The sequence below is a fragment of the Rhodococcus sp. P4_E4 genome (assembly GCF_056401575.1).
This window is the reverse complement of record NZ_JBFUJB010000020.1, coordinates 16,068-31,497: the sequence shown is the minus strand read 5'-3', so window position 1 is coordinate 31,497 and position 15,430 is coordinate 16,068. Positions and strand designations below refer to the sequence as shown.

Genomic DNA, 15,430 nt, shown 5'->3' with positions numbered 1-15,430 from the left:
ACCAGAACTTTGATCGATCGAGTCACCTCGATTCGAGTGGCCAGGTAGAGGAGACTGACAGTCATGGTAGATCCAGCCCGGGCACGCAAGTTGGCAAAGCGTATCGGAACCATCGTCGCGACCGCGATCGATCACGAGATCAAGGATCCGCGACTCGCATTTGTGACCATCACGGACACCAAGGTCACCAACGATCTGCACGACGCGACGGTGTACTACACAGTCATGGGCGAGAAGGTCGATTCCGCACCCGATGTGGAAGCCGCCGCCGCAGGACTCGAGAAGGCCAAGGGTGTTCTCCGCTCGAAGGTCGGTGCCGGAACTGGCGTTCGCTTCACACCGACTCTGACGTTTGTCGCCGATACCGTTCCCGATACCGCGCGTCATATGGAAGAACTGCTGGCCCGTGCCAAGGCCGCCGACGACGAGGTCGCCAAGGCGCGTGAGAATGCACAGCCGGCCGGAGATGCAGATCCGTACAAGGAGCCGCGAGTGGCTTCGGACGAAGACGAGGCGTCGCCAGATGTTCGTGAAGCCGACTGACGCGCACCGAGAATGACGATCACCGCACTTTCGGACGTCGACCCCTGCGAGGCGAAGTTCGCTCAGGTGGCCGAGGTTCTCGAATCGGCGCACACGGTGACAATTCTCTGCCATGTGCAGCCGGATGCGGACACGATCGGCAGCGGACTTGCGCTCGGTCTCGTTCTCGAGCGTCGGGGTGTTTCGGTGCAGGTCGCGTTCAGTCGGCCGTCGGCGCTGCCCGAGTCGATGTGTGATTTCCCTGGTGTTCACTTGCTCACGGCGCCCGCCGATGTTCGGGAAAGCGTCGATGTTCTGGTGACCGTGGATGTCGGCAGCGAGGGCCGCCTCGGTGAGTTGGCGAGTCGACTCGCCGGCGCGCATCGCACAATCGTCCTTGATCACCATCGCTCCAATTCCGAATTCGGAACCATCAACGTCGTCGACGAAACCGCGGCTTCGACGACGGCGCTCATCGCACGATTCTTCGATGCGTGGGGAGTCGCGATCGATCGCGATATCGCGCACTGTCTCTATGCCGGACTGGTCACCGACACCGGCTCCTTCCGGTGGGGAGGTCCGCTTCCGCACGTGCTCGCGGCGCGTTTGCTGGCGACCGGCATCGACGGCGACGCGATTGCGCGAAAGCTGCTCGACACCCATCCGTTCGGGTGGTTGCCGATGCTGGCTTCGGTACTCGGGTCCGCGGTGCTGGTCCCGGAAGCCGCGGACGGCCGTGGGCTGGTGTACGCGGTGATCCGACGCAGTGACATCGGCGATCTTCGCTCCGAGGAGATCGAGAGCGTCGTCGATATCGTGCGAACTACTTCGGAAGCCGAAGTTGCCGCAGTACTCAAAGAGTCGGTTTCCGGAAGCTGGTCGATCTCGTTGCGTGCAAAGTCGGCGATCGACGTGTCGGCGGTCGCTGAAAGTCTTGGTGGCGGCGGGCACCGGCTGTCGGCCGGATATACGTCGACCACTTCCAGCGACGAGATTGTTGCCGCGCTCGTCGCGGCACTCGGCTGAATCCGCGGCATTGAGCGAATCTGACGCCACCTCGGCAGGATCTTCGGCAGCTGATTTCGACGTCACTGGGCGTCGAATCTTTTCCCTGGCGTTTCCGGCACTCGGGGTACTGGCGGCCGAACCCCTCTATCTGTTGTTCGACATCGCCGTGGTCGGCCGACTCGGGGCGCTTCCGCTGGCCGGATTGGCAGTCGGTGGTCTGATCCTGTCGTTGGTGAGTACGCAGCTGACCTTCTTGTCGTACGGCACGACGGCGCGCGCCGCACGGCTGCACGGGGCGGGCCGCGAGCGCGACGCGGTGGGCGAGGGCGTTCAGGCGACCTGGCTGGCGGCCGCGATCGGCTTGGCCTTGGTAGTGATCGTGCAGGTGATCGCGGGCCCGCTGACTTCGGCGGTGGCCGGGACTCCCGACATTGCGGCGGCTGCGGAAAGTTGGCTTCGGATAGCGGTATTGGGTGTTCCACTCATCCTGGTGACCCTGGCCGGCAACGGCTGGATGCGCGGGGTTCAGAACACGGTGCGACCGCTTCGGTTCGTCCTTGTCGGCCTGGGTATTTCGGCGGTGTTGTGCCCGATTCTCGTGCACGGTTTGCTCGGTGCTCCCCGGATGGAACTCGAAGGATCAGCTGTCGCGAATCTGGTCGGCCAGAGCGTTTCGGGTGTCCTGTTCGCTTGGGCACTCTTTCGTGAACCGGTCTCGGCTCGACCGCATTTTGCAATCATGCGGGCGCAGATGCTGATGGGCCGTGACCTGATTCTGCGCAGCCTCGCATTCCAAGCGTGTTTCGTCTCGGCGGCCGCGGTGGCGTCGAGGTTCGGTGCAGCCGTAGTCGGTGCACACCAAGTTGTCCTCCAACTGTGGAACCTGGTTTCGCTCCTTCTCGATTCCTTGGCGATCGCCGCCCAAACGCTCATCGGAGCTGCCCTCGGCGGTGGATTCGCGGCCGCCGCGAAGAGGATGACCTGGCGGATCACTGCCTGGTCGACGGTATTTGCCGTGGTACTCGCGATCTTCTTCGCCGCGGGCCACTCCGTGATCGCCGGACTTTTCACGTCCGACGCCGAGGTGCTCGGTCAAATGTCGATCGCCTGGTGGTTCTTCGTCGCGATCATGCCGGTAGCGGGAATCGTCTTCGCCCTCGATGGTGTTCTGCTCGGCGCCGGGGACGTGGTGTTTCTGCGCAACGCGACCATGCTCTGCGCAGTTCTCGGATTTCTGCCCGCGATCTGGCTCTCCCTCGCCTACGACTGGGGGCTGGCCGGAATTTGGGCAGGGCTTACCGTGTTCGTAGTACTTCGGATGGTCGCGGTGTCGTGGCGAGCGTTTTCCGGCAAGTGGGCCGTAACAGGTCCGGCGACGGCGAAGCGCGGAAGTTCAACTGAGGAAGCAGAGGGATCGTGGCAGCAAAGCTGATGGCGGTGAGCGACATTCATGTCGGTCACAACGGCAACAAGCCGATGACGGAGGAACTGTTCCCGGATTCGCCTGACGACTGGCTCATTCTCGCCGGAGATGTTTCCGAGAAAACTGACGACATTCGGTGGGCGTTGAAGCTCCTTCGCAGCCGATTCGCAAAGGTCATCTGGATTCCGGGCAACCACGAACTGTGGACGACCGCCAAGGATCCGGTTCAGATTCACGGAGCGCCGCGGTACGAGTACCTGGTCAACATGTGCCGCGAACTCGACGTCATCACACCCGAGGACCCGTTCCCGGTGTGGGAGGGAGACGATGGTCCGGTCACGGTCGTCCCGATGTTCCTTCTCTACGACTACTCCTTCCTGCCGGAAGGCGCGCGAGACAAGGAACACGGGCTCGAGATCGCGCGGGACAAGAACGTCGTCGCCACCGACGAGTTCCTGCTCTCGCCGCAGCCGTATGCAACGCGCGACGCGTGGTGCCGGGCGAGAATCGAATACACCCAGGCACGGTTGGACGCGCTCCCCGAAGGCACAAAAACCGTTCTGGTGAACCATTTCCCGATGGTCCGGCAGCCGACGGACGTGCTCATGTATCCGGAGTTCGCGTTGTGGTGCGGAACCACCGCGACCGCCGACTGGCATGTGAAGTACAACGCGGTGTGCTCGGTGTACGGGCACCTGCACATTCCTCGAACCACGTACTACGACGGCGTCCGCTTCGAGGAAGTCTCACTCGGATACCCGCGCGAATGGCGTCGGCGTGGACTGCCGGAGAAGTTGTTGCGTCAGATTCTTCCCGTTCCGGAGTACCCGCCGGGAACGCTCAACAAGTGGGGTGGCCACTTCAAGGTCACGCCGGAGCAGGAAGCCGAAGTCGAGCGCATGCGCGCCGGACGCTGAGAGGTATCGCTACGTGATCGAACAGATTCTTCCCGGTGGAGTTGCGACGGCCGAGGCCTTCGTGGATCCGCCCGGTCTGGTTCCGCACCCCAGTGAGGAGGCGTTGATCGGCCGCGCGGTCGAGAAGCGCCGTCGCGAGTTCGTGACTACCCGGCACCTCGCGCGTCAGGCGATGGGCAAGCTCGGTGTTCCGTCTGCCGCTGTCATGCGCGGCGAGCGTGGTGCCCCACTCTGGCCGCAGGGAGTAGTCGGAAGCCTCGCCCATTGCGACGGCTACCGCGGCGCTGTCCTGGCGTACTCCATGCAGGTCCGCTCACTCGGTATCGACGCCGAGCCGCACGGCCCGCTGCCGGACGGGGTATTGCCCGCGGTCAGCATCGAAGCGGAACGAACGTGGCTGGACACTCAGGAAACCGGCGGTCCGGTGCACTGGGATCGAGTGCTCTTCTGCGCGAAGGAAGCCACGTACAAGGCGTGGTTTCCGCTCACCGGGCGCTGGTTGGGTTTCGAGGACGCACACATCACATTCGAGGCGGAGACGGAAACTTCCGGAACTTTCAACTCGCGTCTGCTGGTCCCCGGTGAGGCGACGTCTGGTCCGCCGCTCACCTCTTTCGACGGTAGGTGGTTGGTGTCGGACGGGCTCATTCTGACGGCAATTTCGGTGCAGTGAGCGCGACTGGCAGAATCGGCACACGTGTCAGCTCGTGAAAAGCCTTCCTCCGGTCTTGTCGGCGCCGGAATCCTGATTGTCGACAAAGAGGCGGGCATCACCAGCCACGACGTGGTCGCGCGATGCCGCAAATTGTTGAACACCCGCAAGGTGGGACATGCCGGGACTCTTGATCCCATGGCGACCGGCGTCCTCGTTCTCGGCGTCGAGCGTGCGACCAAGTTGCTCGGACTCCTGGCACTGACAACCAAGGCGTACTCGGCGACCATTCGCCTCGGTGCAGCTACGGACACGGACGATGCCGAAGGGGAGGTCCTGACTTCCGCAGACGCTTCGCAGGTGACGGACGCGGAGATCGCGGCGATCGTGGCAACGCTGACCGGAGACATCAAGCAGATCCCGGCAAGCGTGAGCGCTATCAAGGTCGACGGTCAACGCGCACATGCCCTGGTGCGTGCGGGAGAAACCGTCGAGCTGGCGCCGCGCCCGGTAACGGTGTCGACTTTCGAAGTTCTGGCTCGGCGAGATGTCCCTGGTGGCTTCGTCGATCTGGATGTAGACGTTGAGTGCTCTTCCGGAACATACATCCGCTCGCTTGCACGCGACCTCGGTCGTGAATTGGGCGTCGGTGGTCATCTGACGGCATTACGCCGCACCCGCGTCGGGCCGTTCACTCTCGAACATGCGCGCACGCTCGAAGATCTCGCGGATCGGCCGGGTGTGAGCCTCGACATCGATCAGGCTGCGCAGACGGCTTTTCCGCATCGGCAGATCACGGCGGAGGAAGCCGAGGCGATCAGCCAGGGGCGCTGGCTCGAGCCGATCGGGATGAAGGGGATCTGTGCGGCGATCGATCCCACCGGTCACACGATTGCGCTTCTGCAGGAGAAGGGTCGACGCGCCAGTTCGGTGATGGTCGTGCGACCGGCGACGCTTCGCGGGTGATCGTCCGCGAGCGTGTCGACGGCGACCTCGACGGTTGCGTCGATGCGCTGGCACAGGTCCACGAGTGCGACGGATATCCGAACACGTGGCCACAGAACCCGCACCGCTGGCTCAGTTCGCCCACGGTGGTGAAGGCGTGGGTCGGTGAGAGCGACGGCCGTGTTGTCGGTCATGTGGCCGTCGACCGCGAGGTCGGAGGCGCGCCCACCACCGCGGGATCGATTGCCGTGTCGCGATTGTTCGTTCATCCCCATGCCCGCGGAAACGGCCTCAGCGGTGCGCTACTCGACGCTGTCACGGATTTCGCAGCAGAAAGTCAGTTGGAACTGGTGCTCGACGTCGTCGAGGACGCTTTGCCGGCGATCGCGCTGTACGAGCGTCGAGGTTGGGTGTACGTCGACGAGAGGCTCGCCGACTGGACCCGGACCGACGGCGTCCGGCCTGTAGAACGGCGATATCGTCTGCCGCTCTGAGCGGCCTCGACTACACGAGCCAAATTGCTTGAGCGACTGGGCTTCCCAGGTCGATGGTGTCGGGGCTGTCGCCGAGTCGAACGGACACTGTTCCGGCGAAATCACGGCGTTCTTCGACAGTGATGTCGACATCGAGACTGACGCCGACGGAATCGAAGTACCGAAGCATTTCGGGATCGGAATCGGAGATCCGGGCAACGCGGCCCCGCTCGCCGTTGGCGAAGTCGCTGAGCTGACGGGCCGGGGGAGTCGGCACCGAACCATCGGTGGCGGGAATGGGATCGCCGTGCGGGTCACGTTCGGGGAAGCCCAGTTTGGCGTCCATCCGCGAGATCATCAGATCGGAAACGGCGTGTTCGAGGACTTCGGCTTCGTCGTGGACTTCGTCCCAGCCGTAGCCGAGTTCCTGAACCAGATAGGTCTCGATCAACCGGTGGCGCCGGACCATGGACACAGCAGCCGCGCGGCCACTGTCCGTCAGAGCGATGGAACCGTAGCGGGCGTGATCGACGAGGCCCTGGTCCGAGAGTTTGCGGATCGCCTCGGACACCGTCGAAGCCGAGACGTTCATCTTCTCGGACAGGAGCTTGGTGGACACCCGCTCGTGGGACCACTCTTGGATCGTCCAGATGACCTTGAGGTAGTCCTGAGCCACCGACGAGAGTGCGAGCGTGTCGATTGCCGCGCCGTGCGCCGAAGTGCTGTCGCCATCCGACGTCGATGATGCTTCCGAGGTTCCGGTCTTGTGAGCTGCCACAACGCTTAGCTTAGGCTACGAAATCCGGAACTTCCGTACGTGAGCGGCAGCACAGCGGTGATTCGCTGGGCGGGTCCGAACGTGACCCGCCGCCGGTGGACCCGTAGGCTGCCAATCGTGCTGAGATGGCGTGGTCTCGACGAAGTTCCGGCCGATTGGGGTCGTTGTGTGCTCACTATCGGTGTGTTCGACGGTGTGCATCGTGGGCATGCCCAATTGATAGCGAGAGCAGTTACCGCTGCGCGCAAACGTGGTGTTCCGAGCGTGTTGATGACGTTCGACCCGCATCCCATGGAGGTTGTGCGGCCGGGTAGTCATCCAGCCCAGTTGACGACGCTGCAACGGCGTGCGGAATTGGCTCAGGATCTGGGCATCGACGTGTTCTGCGTGATGCCGTTCACCGCTGATTTCATGAAGCTGACGCCGGAGCGCTACGTCCACGAAATTCTCGTCGAACGTCTGCATGTCGCCGAGGTGGTGGTGGGGGACAATTTCACCTTCGGCAAGAAGGCGCTCGGCAACGTCGATCTTCTTCGTGAGATGGGCGCTCGCTTCGGCTTTGCCGTCGACGGCGCCCAGCTGCTCGCCGAGCACGCGGTGACGTTCTCGTCGACCTACATCCGCTCGTGCGTCGACGCAGGCGACATGGAAGCCGCCACCGAAGCTCTCGGCCGTCCACATCGTGTCGAAGGTGTAGTCGTCCACGGTGACAAGCGTGGACGCGAGTTGGGATTCCCGACGGCCAATGTTGCACCGCCGATGTTTTCGGCGATTCCGGCCGACGGCGTCTACGCAGCGTGGTTCACGGTGCTCGGCGCCGGCGAGGAACTCGGAACTGTCGTTCCCGGTCGTCGATACCAAGCCGCAGTGTCTGTGGGGACCAACCCGACCTTCTCCGGCCGGACCCGAACCGTCGAGGCGTACGTTCTCGACACCGAAGCCGACCTGTACGGACAACACGTCGCTGTCGACCTGGTTTCGCGGATTCGGGGCATGGAGAAGTTCGACTCGATCGAGTCGCTCATCACGGCGATGAACCGAGACGTCGAACGCGCACGCCAAATCCTGAGTGAGGATGCAGAGCGCAGCGTAGGTTGAGCTCGTCCTGCACTAGTGGCGGCGGCCACATTCGCTCCAGGTGGGCGAAAGCGCCTCATTGCTGCTGGTAGGATCTTCTCTCGGTGCGTGCTGCGGTTTGCGGTGGCCGCACCGATCTAGTTCCTTTCACGCAAACGTCATCACAGGAGTGAATCAAGTGGCATTGACCACGGAAGAAAAGAAGGTCGTTCTCGGCGAGTACGGCTTGCACGAGACCGACACGGGATCGCCTGAAGCTCAGGTGGCAATGCTCACCAAGCGCATCACCGATCTCACCGAGCACCTCAAGACCCACAAGCATGACCACCACTCGCGTCGTGGACTGCTCTTGATGGTCGGTCGCCGTCGTCGTCTGCTGAAGTACGTGGCAAAGACTGACGTCGCTCGCTACCGCACGCTCATCGAGCGTCTCGGCCTGCGTCGCTAGATTTTTCTCACGACGCTGATCGAAAGCAACACGGCACGCTTCGGTTTGCCGAACACTCCGTTAGCCGGCGAAGCCACGCATATACTGGGCTTCGCTGGCTTTCGGCGTTAGCTGCCGCAAGGCAGTTTCCGCTGTCGGCGCTATGCACAGTTGTCTACGCACAGTTGTGCAGTGCGCAGCCAGCACACCGTATGCACCAGAGAACGTGGTGTCGGTTGTCGGTAGTGGTTCTCCGGACCGGGCAAGTGCCCGAAAGCTCCGGCGGACTTCGATCGACGGCCGCCCGAACGTCGTGACGTCCCGAAGCAGAAATCGCTCGCATCGCAAGGAGCGTCTGCAATTCAAGAGGGGGACGTCCCTCGGTGCGCAGTTTCCACCAGGAGGGTGGAAACGCCCGCGCGGGTACGGCGAAGACGAGAGGGAAGTGAAGAGAAAAGAATGACAGAGAATTCCGTAGTAGAGGTCGACGAAGGCGTGTTCGAATCCACCGCCGTGATCGACAACGGGTCCTTCGGTACCCGCACCATCCGTTTCGAGACCGGACGCCTTGCTCAGCAGGCCGCCGGCGCCGTCGTTGCTTACCTGGACGACGAGACCATGCTGCTGTCCGCCACGAGCGCCAGCAAGCACCCCAAGGAGCACTTCGACTTCTTCCCCCTGACGGTGGACGTCGAAGAGCGTATGTACGCAGCGGGCCGCATCCCCGGTTCGTTCTTCCGTCGTGAGGGACGCCCCTCCACCGACGCGATCCTGACCTGCCGCCTCATCGACCGGCCGCTGCGCCCGTCCTTCGTCGACGGTCTCCGTAACGAGATCCAGGTCGTCGTCACGGTCATGAGCCTCAACCCGCAGGATCTGTACGACGTCGTGGCCATCAACGCCGCTTCCGCGTCGACGCAGATCGCGGGCCTGCCGTTCTCCGGACCCGTCGGTGGCGTGCGTGTTGCACTCATCGTCTCCGAGGACAACAAGGCCGGCCAGTGGGTTGCATTCCCGACGGTCGATCAGCTCGAGAACGCCGTCTTCGACATGGTCGTAGCCGGCCGCGTCGTGTCCGGCAGCGGTGACAACGCCGACGTAGCGATCATGATGGTCGAGGCCGAGGCCACCGACAACGTCATCGCGAAGATCGCCGACGGCGCTCAGGCACCGACCGAGGCCATCGTTGCCGAAGGCCTCGAGGCCGCCAAGCCGTTCATCGCACGCCTGTGCGCTGCTCAGGCAGCACTGGCATCCAAGGCTGCAAAGCCCACGGGTGACTACCCCGTCTTCCCGGCGTACCAGGACGACGTTTTTGCTGCCGTCGAGGCTGCTGCGTCCGAAAAGCTCAATGCCGCACTGACAATCGCCGGCAAGCAGGAACGCGACGACAAGACCGACGAGGTCAAGGTCGAGGTTCTCGAGCAGGTTGCACCCAACTTCGAAGGCCGCGAGAAGGAACTGGGAGCAGCGTTCCGCTCGCTCACCAAGAAGCTGGTTCGCCAGCGCATCCTGCGCGATCAGTTCCGCATCGACGGCCGCGGCGTCACGGACATCCGTTCGCTGTCCGCCGAGGTCGCGATCATCCCGCGCGCACACGGCTCCGCACTGTTCGAGCGCGGCGAGACCCAGATCCTGGGTGTTACCACTCTCGACATGGTCAAGATGGCTCAGCAGGTCGACTCGCTCGGTCCCGAGACCACCAAGCGCTACATGCATCATTACAACTTCCCGCCGTACTCCACCGGTGAGACGGGTCGCGTCGGTTCGCCGAAGCGTCGCGAAATCGGTCACGGTGCACTCGCCGAGCGCGCTCTCATGCCGGTTCTGCCCAGCGTCGAAGAGTTCCCTTACGCGATTCGCCAGGTCTCCGAGGCTCTGAGCTCCAACGGTTCCACCTCGATGGGCTCGGTGTGTGCGTCCACGCTCGCACTGCTCAACGCCGGTGTGCCGCTTCGCGCTCCGGTTGCCGGTATCGCCATGGGTCTGGTCTCCGACCAGGTCGACGGTGAAACCCGCTACGTCGCTCTGACCGACATCCTCGGCGCCGAAGACGCCTTCGGCGACATGGACTTCAAGGTCGCAGGCACCAAGGACTTCGTCACGGCCCTGCAGCTGGACACGAAGCTCGACGGCATCCCGTCGCAGGTTCTTGCCGGTGCACTCTCGCAGGCGAAGGATGCGCGGACCACGATCCTCGAGGTCATGGCGGAAGCCATCGACACCCCGGACGAGATGAGCCCGTTCGCTCCCCGCGTGACGGCCATCAAGGTCCCCGTCGACAAGATCGGTGAGGTCATCGGCCCCAAGGGCAAGATGATCAACTCCATCACCGAGCAGACCGGTGCCAACATCTCCATCGAAGACGACGGCACCGTGTTCGTCGGCGCCACCGATGGACCGTCTGCACAGGCCGCGATCGACATGATCAACGCCATTGCCAACCCGCAGCTCCCCAAGGTCGGCGAGCGGTTCCTGGGCACGGTCGTCAAGACCACCGCCTTCGGTGCCTTCGTTTCGCTCCTGCCGGGACGCGACGGACTGGTGCACATCTCGAAGCTGGGCAGCGGTAAGCGCATTGCCAAGGTCGAAGACGTGGTCAACGTCGGATCCAAGATCCGCGTCGAGATCGCCGACATCGATGCACGTGGCAAGATCTCGCTGATCCCGGTCGAAGAGGGCAACGACGAGGCTGCCGCTCCGGCCGCCGACGAGGCTGCTTCCGAGTAGATCTCACTTCGTACTCTGATGCGGCCCCGCGCGGATTTCCGTGCGGGGCCGCATCTGTACTGTCTGTAGACACGAGCCTGTAGATACCTGATTCAACACTTGCACCGAGGACTGCTGAACCTTTTCATGGCAAAGACCACTCCCAACACCACGCGCAGCCGCAGCGCTGTGCTGAAATCGCCGATCGATGCGACTCCTGAATCGGGAGTGCAGCGCACGGTCCTTCCCGGCGGCCTGCGCGTCGTCACCGAATTCATCCCCGGTGTGCGTTCCGCCTCCGTCGGCGTGTGGGTCGGAGTCGGTTCCCGCGACGAGCAGCCGAGTGTGGCCGGTGCCGCGCATTTTCTCGAGCATCTGTTGTTCAAGTCGACGCCGTCACGGACCGCGTTGGACATCGCGCAGGTCATGGATGGTGTGGGCGGCGAACTCAATGCATTCACGTCGAAGGAACACACCTGTTTCTACGCGCACGTGATCGACGAGGACCTCCCGATGGCGGTGGACCTTGTTGCCGACGTCGTACTGCGTGGGCGCTGCAGAACTGCGGATGTCGACGTCGAGCGGCAAGTAGTGCTCGAAGAGATCGCGATGCGAGACGACGATCCGGAAGACCTGCTCGGCGACGCCTTCCTGACCGCGTTGTTCGGAGATCATCCTGTCGGTCGTCCCATCATCGGTAGCGTCGAATCGATCGAGTCGATGTCGCGCAATCAGCTGCATTCCTTCCATGTTCGGCGTTACACGCCGCAGCGGATGGTGCTGGCAGTAGCGGGGAACGTCGACCACAAGCAGGTTGTGACGCTCGCTCGCCGCGCCTTCGCCGGGCATCTCGAGCGTGGAGTCAAGCCGGCGCCGCGGCGCGAAGGCACTCTGCGTTTGCGAACGATGCCTGAACTGAGCTTGACCCACCGCGACAGCGAGCAGGTCCACCTTGCGCTCGGAGTACGCGCGTTCGGTCGGCACGAGGGTCATCGCTGGGCCCTGTCTGTTCTCAACGCCGCAGTGGGCGGCGGGCTGAGTTCTCGTCTGTTCCAAGAGATTCGCGAGAAGCGTGGGCTTGCGTACTCCGTCTATTCCGGCGTAGACACCTTCGCGGACACCGGAGCGTTCTCCGTGTACGCGGGTTGCCAGCCGGAGAACCTCGGGGAGGTTGCCACAGTGATCCGCGAGGTACTTGCGAACGTGGCGACGGACGGAATCACCGATGCCGAGATCGCCCGCGCCAAGGGATCGCTGCGCGGCGGATTGGTTCTGGCACTGGAAGATTCAGGTTCACGCATGAACCGTATCGGTCGCAGTGAACTGAATTACGGCAACCATCGCAGTGTTGCGCAGACGCTCGCGACCATCGACGCGGTTACCTCCGAAGAGGTGCTCGAGGTGGCGCAGGTGCTCTTGACCAGGCCTTTTGCAGCCGCCGTCGTCGGCCCGTACAAGCGGGTTCGTGACCTTCCCGCCTCGGTACGCGGGATCGTGGGCAAGTAGTTCGAACTATCGAAATCGGGGTGTGCAGTTGAAGATCCGTGGTGCAGTGCTCGAAGAGATCGGCCGGGAGCGTCCCTTTGCGGAGTCGACTCCGATTTCGATTTCGGAACTCGACCTCGAATCGCCGGGCCCGGGTGAGATCCTCGTCAAGATCGAAGCTGCCGGGCTTTGTCACTCCGACCTCTCCGTGGTCGACGGGAATCGCGTTCGCCCCGTGCCGATGTTGCTGGGCCACGAGGCAGCTGGTCGAATCGTCGAACTCGGCGACGGCGTTGATTCGTTGTCGGTGGGCACCCGCGTCGTGATGACTTTTCTTCCGCGGTGTGGCGAGTGCGCGGGATGCGCCACTGACGGCCGGATGCCGTGCACGGTGGGTAGCGCCGCCAACAACGACGGCAGTTTGCTCGGTGGCGCGCAACGACTGCGGCGCTCCGGCGAGAGCGTCAAACATCATCTCGGCGTTTCGGGTTTCGCGACGCATGCGGTGGTCAACGCCAAGTCCGTAGTTGCCGTAGAAGACGATATTCCGGCCGAGATTGCAGCCGTACTCGGTTGCGCGGTGTTGACCGGCGGGGGAGCGCTACTCAACGCGGCTAATCCTCGCCCGGCGGACACTGTGATGGTGGTCGGCTTGGGCGGCGTCGGGATGGCCGCAATCCTGACGGCGCGGGCACTCGGGGTCGAGAACGTCATCGGCGTCGACGCACTGGAGTCCAAGCTGGCTCAGGCGCTGGAACTGGGCGCGACCGAGGTCTTCACACCGTCCGGCCTGTCCGAGAGTGGCGTTCGCGCAGACATCGTCGTCGAAGCTGCGGGAAATGCTCGGGCGTTCGAGACAGCCGTGGCCGCGACGGCAGCGGGTGGCACGACCGTCACGGTCGGGTTGCCTGCGCCTGATGCGCGCTCGTCGATCTCGCCGCTCGGGCTGGTGGCCGAAGCGCGGACCATCATCGGCAGTTACCTCGGATCCGCGGTCCCCGCCCGCGACATCCCGATCTACGCGCAATTGTGGCGGGACGGGAAGCTACCGGTCGAGAAGCTCATCTCCTCGCGAATCGAGTTGGACGACATCAATTCCGGCATGGACGAACTTGCGGACGGAAAAGCAATCCGACAGGTCATTATTTTCGACTGAAATTGTTACCTCCTGTAACGCTTCTCTCATACTGGACGACTACTCGAATGACGTTGCGTGACGCCCCGGGGGTCGGTCGTACGTTTTCCAAAAGTTGATTGGGGAGAAGATATGCCGGTTCGTGGGTTCTTTTCGCGACATCGAATACTGGCGGGTGCAGTAGCGCCCGCAGCGCTCGGCGTGGCCGCGTTGGTGGCGGTCGCAGTTGCCGTGGATTCTCCGCAATCGCAGACGATCGAGACCGAGTTGACCGCGTCTGTCACCGAGTGCCACGACACGGTCGGGATCGGTGTTGCCGGTCGCGGAGACACGCCTGTCGAGGGCACAACGAAGATGCTCGTCGGTGCGGATGGAACGACACTCCTCCCCGCGGCGCTCACAGACGACTACAGCAGCCACTGGGTCGACCCGGTACTCAAGGCACCAGCCGGTTCGGTCAAGGACGGCTCGTACGCCTCCGTCTACATCGCGTATCCCGCAAACATGGATAGTTACGAAGAGGCCGTGACGACGGGCGCGGACAACACGCGAGCTGTCATGAAGGCGATCAGCGCCGCCTGCCCGAACACGAAGTTCTCGATTGTCGGATACAGCGAAGGCGCTGACGTAGTGCGCCGCGTCGCGATGGACATCGGGTCGGAGTCGAGCACCTCCGGCATCAATCCGGACAACGTCGTCGGTGTGGTGATCTTCGCCGACGCTGGTCGACTCGCGGGCGAGGGCCCGTTCCCCGGCGCCGAGAACCCGTACGCGAACCCTGACGGTTTCAACGAGCAATATCAGAACGGAAAGAACACCGCTTCCGGATCCGGGGCACTGCCGGGAACCAGCGGAGATTTCGGGGCCCTGAACGGCAAGATTGCGTCGTTCTGCTCTGACGGCGACCTCACCTGCGCAGCTCCCGAGAACATTTCACTCCTGATTCTGGCGGCAAACGTCGGTCGGCAGCTCAACGTCGACCAGTTGCAAGCGCAGAATCTGACGCCCGCCACCGGCATGGACATAGCGGTCGTGATGGGACGAGTGATGTTCGATGCCTTCAACGACATCTCGAGCAATCCCACCTGGATGCAGAGCGACGAAACCTTCCTCGATGTCTTGCTGAAGGTGTCCGATCCGGCGTACAAGCCGAGCGAGGCCACCACGACGCCGGTCGCAAAGGACTCGGTTTCCACTGAGGAAGTGTCGCCGTTGGCGTACCTGCCGCAGAAGCTGTTCAAGGAAATCGTCGGCCTCATCGCCACGAACCAGAACACCATTCCCGTAGTCATGAACGATCCGTACGGCCTGACCTTGGGCCCGGATGTCGGTCACCACTTCGACTACTGGCGCGATTCGGATGCTGCAAACGGCAAGCCCCTGACATCAGCGGAGTACGCAGCGGCGTGGCTGACCTATCTGGCCAAGCAGGCGCAGGACGGCAAGCCGGTCGATTCGTCGGCGAAGCCGACCGTCGAAGAGATGGCGGATGCCATCGACGCCTTGGCTGCTTCGCCTTCGGTTACCGACTCGGCCAAGCCCACCACAACCACGGACGAAGCGGTACAACCCGCACCCGCAGGTTCGGAATCTGCAGCACCGGCACCCGCGGCTCCGACGACGACATCCGTTGCGCCGGCCGCGACGCCGAGTGTGACTTCAACCGTGGCGCCGTCGACTTCAGTCGAGTCGAGTGAACCGCCCGCCGCGACCACGACAACGACAACATCAACAACAACAACGACACAGGCTGCGGCCGGCTAGCCGAGACGTTTCCGTTCGTCAAAAACGCTGTCACAGGCTGCGATCCGCAAGTAGTTGCGGATCGCAGCCTGTTTTGTATGTACGGGTTACGTACAGCGGCGGTTGGTGCTTATCG

At 63.1% G+C, this 15,430-nt stretch carries 14 protein-coding genes; 13 read left to right on the top strand and 1 reads right to left on the bottom strand.

Annotation, left to right across the window (positions count from 1 at the left end):
* The first annotated feature begins 63 nt into the window (after window positions 1-63).
* Genes rbfA through AC1DVN_RS22130 form a run of 7 tightly spaced genes read left to right on the top strand, consistent with a single transcriptional unit; the run spans window position 64 to window position 5,961 of the window.
* Complete coding sequence (rbfA, locus tag AC1DVN_RS22160; RefSeq protein ID WP_003942248.1) at window positions 64-543, top strand: 30S ribosome-binding factor RbfA; 480 nt, start codon at window positions 64-66, stop codon at window positions 541-543.
* A 12-nt stretch (window positions 544-555) separates the two neighbouring features.
* Window positions 556-1,548 carry a DHH family phosphoesterase gene (locus tag AC1DVN_RS22155; protein WP_020907440.1) on the top strand — a complete coding sequence of 331 codons (993 nt, stop codon included), beginning with the start codon at window positions 556-558 and terminating at the stop codon, window positions 1,546-1,548.
* A gap of 10 nt (window positions 1,549-1,558) precedes the next feature.
* Window positions 1,559-2,962, top strand: a complete 1,404-nt coding sequence (locus AC1DVN_RS22150; protein ID WP_477994227.1) for an MATE family efflux transporter — start codon at window positions 1,559-1,561, stop codon at window positions 2,960-2,962.
* Window positions 2,947-3,870 carry a metallophosphoesterase family protein gene (locus tag AC1DVN_RS22145; protein ID WP_477994226.1) on the top strand — a complete coding sequence of 308 codons (924 nt, stop codon included), beginning with the start codon at window positions 2,947-2,949 and terminating at the stop codon, window positions 3,868-3,870. Before AC1DVN_RS22150 ends, AC1DVN_RS22145 begins: the two co-directional genes overlap by 16 nt.
* Window positions 3,871-3,883: 13 nt before the next feature.
* A complete protein-coding gene (locus AC1DVN_RS22140) occupies window positions 3,884-4,543 on the top strand; it encodes a 4'-phosphopantetheinyl transferase family protein (RefSeq protein WP_092764504.1) in 660 nt (219 codons plus the stop codon).
* 24 nt (window positions 4,544-4,567) lie between these two features.
* Window positions 4,568-5,488, top strand: coding sequence for a tRNA pseudouridine(55) synthase TruB (truB, locus tag AC1DVN_RS22135; RefSeq protein ID WP_477994225.1), 921 nt, complete (start codon window positions 4,568-4,570; stop codon window positions 5,486-5,488).
* On the top strand, window positions 5,485-5,961 hold the full coding sequence (locus AC1DVN_RS22130; RefSeq protein ID WP_151531340.1) for a GNAT family N-acetyltransferase: 477 nt from the start codon (window positions 5,485-5,487) through the stop codon (window positions 5,959-5,961). The genes truB and AC1DVN_RS22130 overlap by 4 nt, the downstream gene beginning before the upstream one ends.
* Before the next feature lie 10 nt (window positions 5,962-5,971).
* Here the strand turns inward: AC1DVN_RS22130 and AC1DVN_RS22125 are convergent, their stop codons facing one another.
* The gene (locus AC1DVN_RS22125; RefSeq protein WP_019748070.1) at window positions 5,972-6,718 is read right to left on the bottom strand and encodes a metal-dependent transcriptional regulator; all 747 of its coding nucleotides are present in this window, start codon (window positions 6,716-6,718) and stop codon (window positions 5,972-5,974) included.
* A gap of 117 nt (window positions 6,719-6,835) precedes the next feature.
* Between AC1DVN_RS22125 and AC1DVN_RS22120 the strand changes: the two genes are divergently transcribed.
* The 6 genes from AC1DVN_RS22120 to AC1DVN_RS22095 all read left to right on the top strand — a co-directional run bounded on the left by AC1DVN_RS22120 (window position 6,836) and on the right by AC1DVN_RS22095 (window position 15,315).
* Window positions 6,836-7,816 (top strand): bifunctional riboflavin kinase/FAD synthetase, encoded by a 981-nt coding sequence (locus tag AC1DVN_RS22120; protein WP_477994224.1) that lies wholly within the window; start codon window positions 6,836-6,838, stop codon window positions 7,814-7,816.
* 157 nt (window positions 7,817-7,973) lie between these two features.
* Window positions 7,974-8,243: a 30S ribosomal protein S15 gene (gene rpsO, locus AC1DVN_RS22115; RefSeq protein WP_003942254.1), complete on the top strand. Its 270-nt coding sequence runs from the start codon at window positions 7,974-7,976 to the stop codon at window positions 8,241-8,243.
* A gap of 438 nt (window positions 8,244-8,681) precedes the next feature.
* On the top strand, window positions 8,682-10,952 hold the full coding sequence (locus AC1DVN_RS22110; protein WP_020907444.1) for a polyribonucleotide nucleotidyltransferase: 2,271 nt from the start codon (window positions 8,682-8,684) through the stop codon (window positions 10,950-10,952).
* 126 nt (window positions 10,953-11,078) lie between these two features.
* Complete coding sequence (locus tag AC1DVN_RS22105) at window positions 11,079-12,437, top strand: M16 family metallopeptidase (RefSeq protein WP_019748074.1); 1,359 nt, start codon at window positions 11,079-11,081, stop codon at window positions 12,435-12,437.
* Between the two features lie 28 nt (window positions 12,438-12,465).
* Window positions 12,466-13,572 (top strand): alcohol dehydrogenase catalytic domain-containing protein, encoded by a 1,107-nt coding sequence (locus AC1DVN_RS22100; protein ID WP_283309313.1) that lies wholly within the window; start codon window positions 12,466-12,468, stop codon window positions 13,570-13,572.
* Between the two features lie 111 nt (window positions 13,573-13,683).
* Window positions 13,684-15,315 carry a cutinase family protein gene (locus AC1DVN_RS22095; protein WP_477994223.1) on the top strand — a complete coding sequence of 544 codons (1,632 nt, stop codon included), beginning with the start codon at window positions 13,684-13,686 and terminating at the stop codon, window positions 15,313-15,315.
* Window positions 15,316-15,430: the final 115 nt, after the last annotated feature.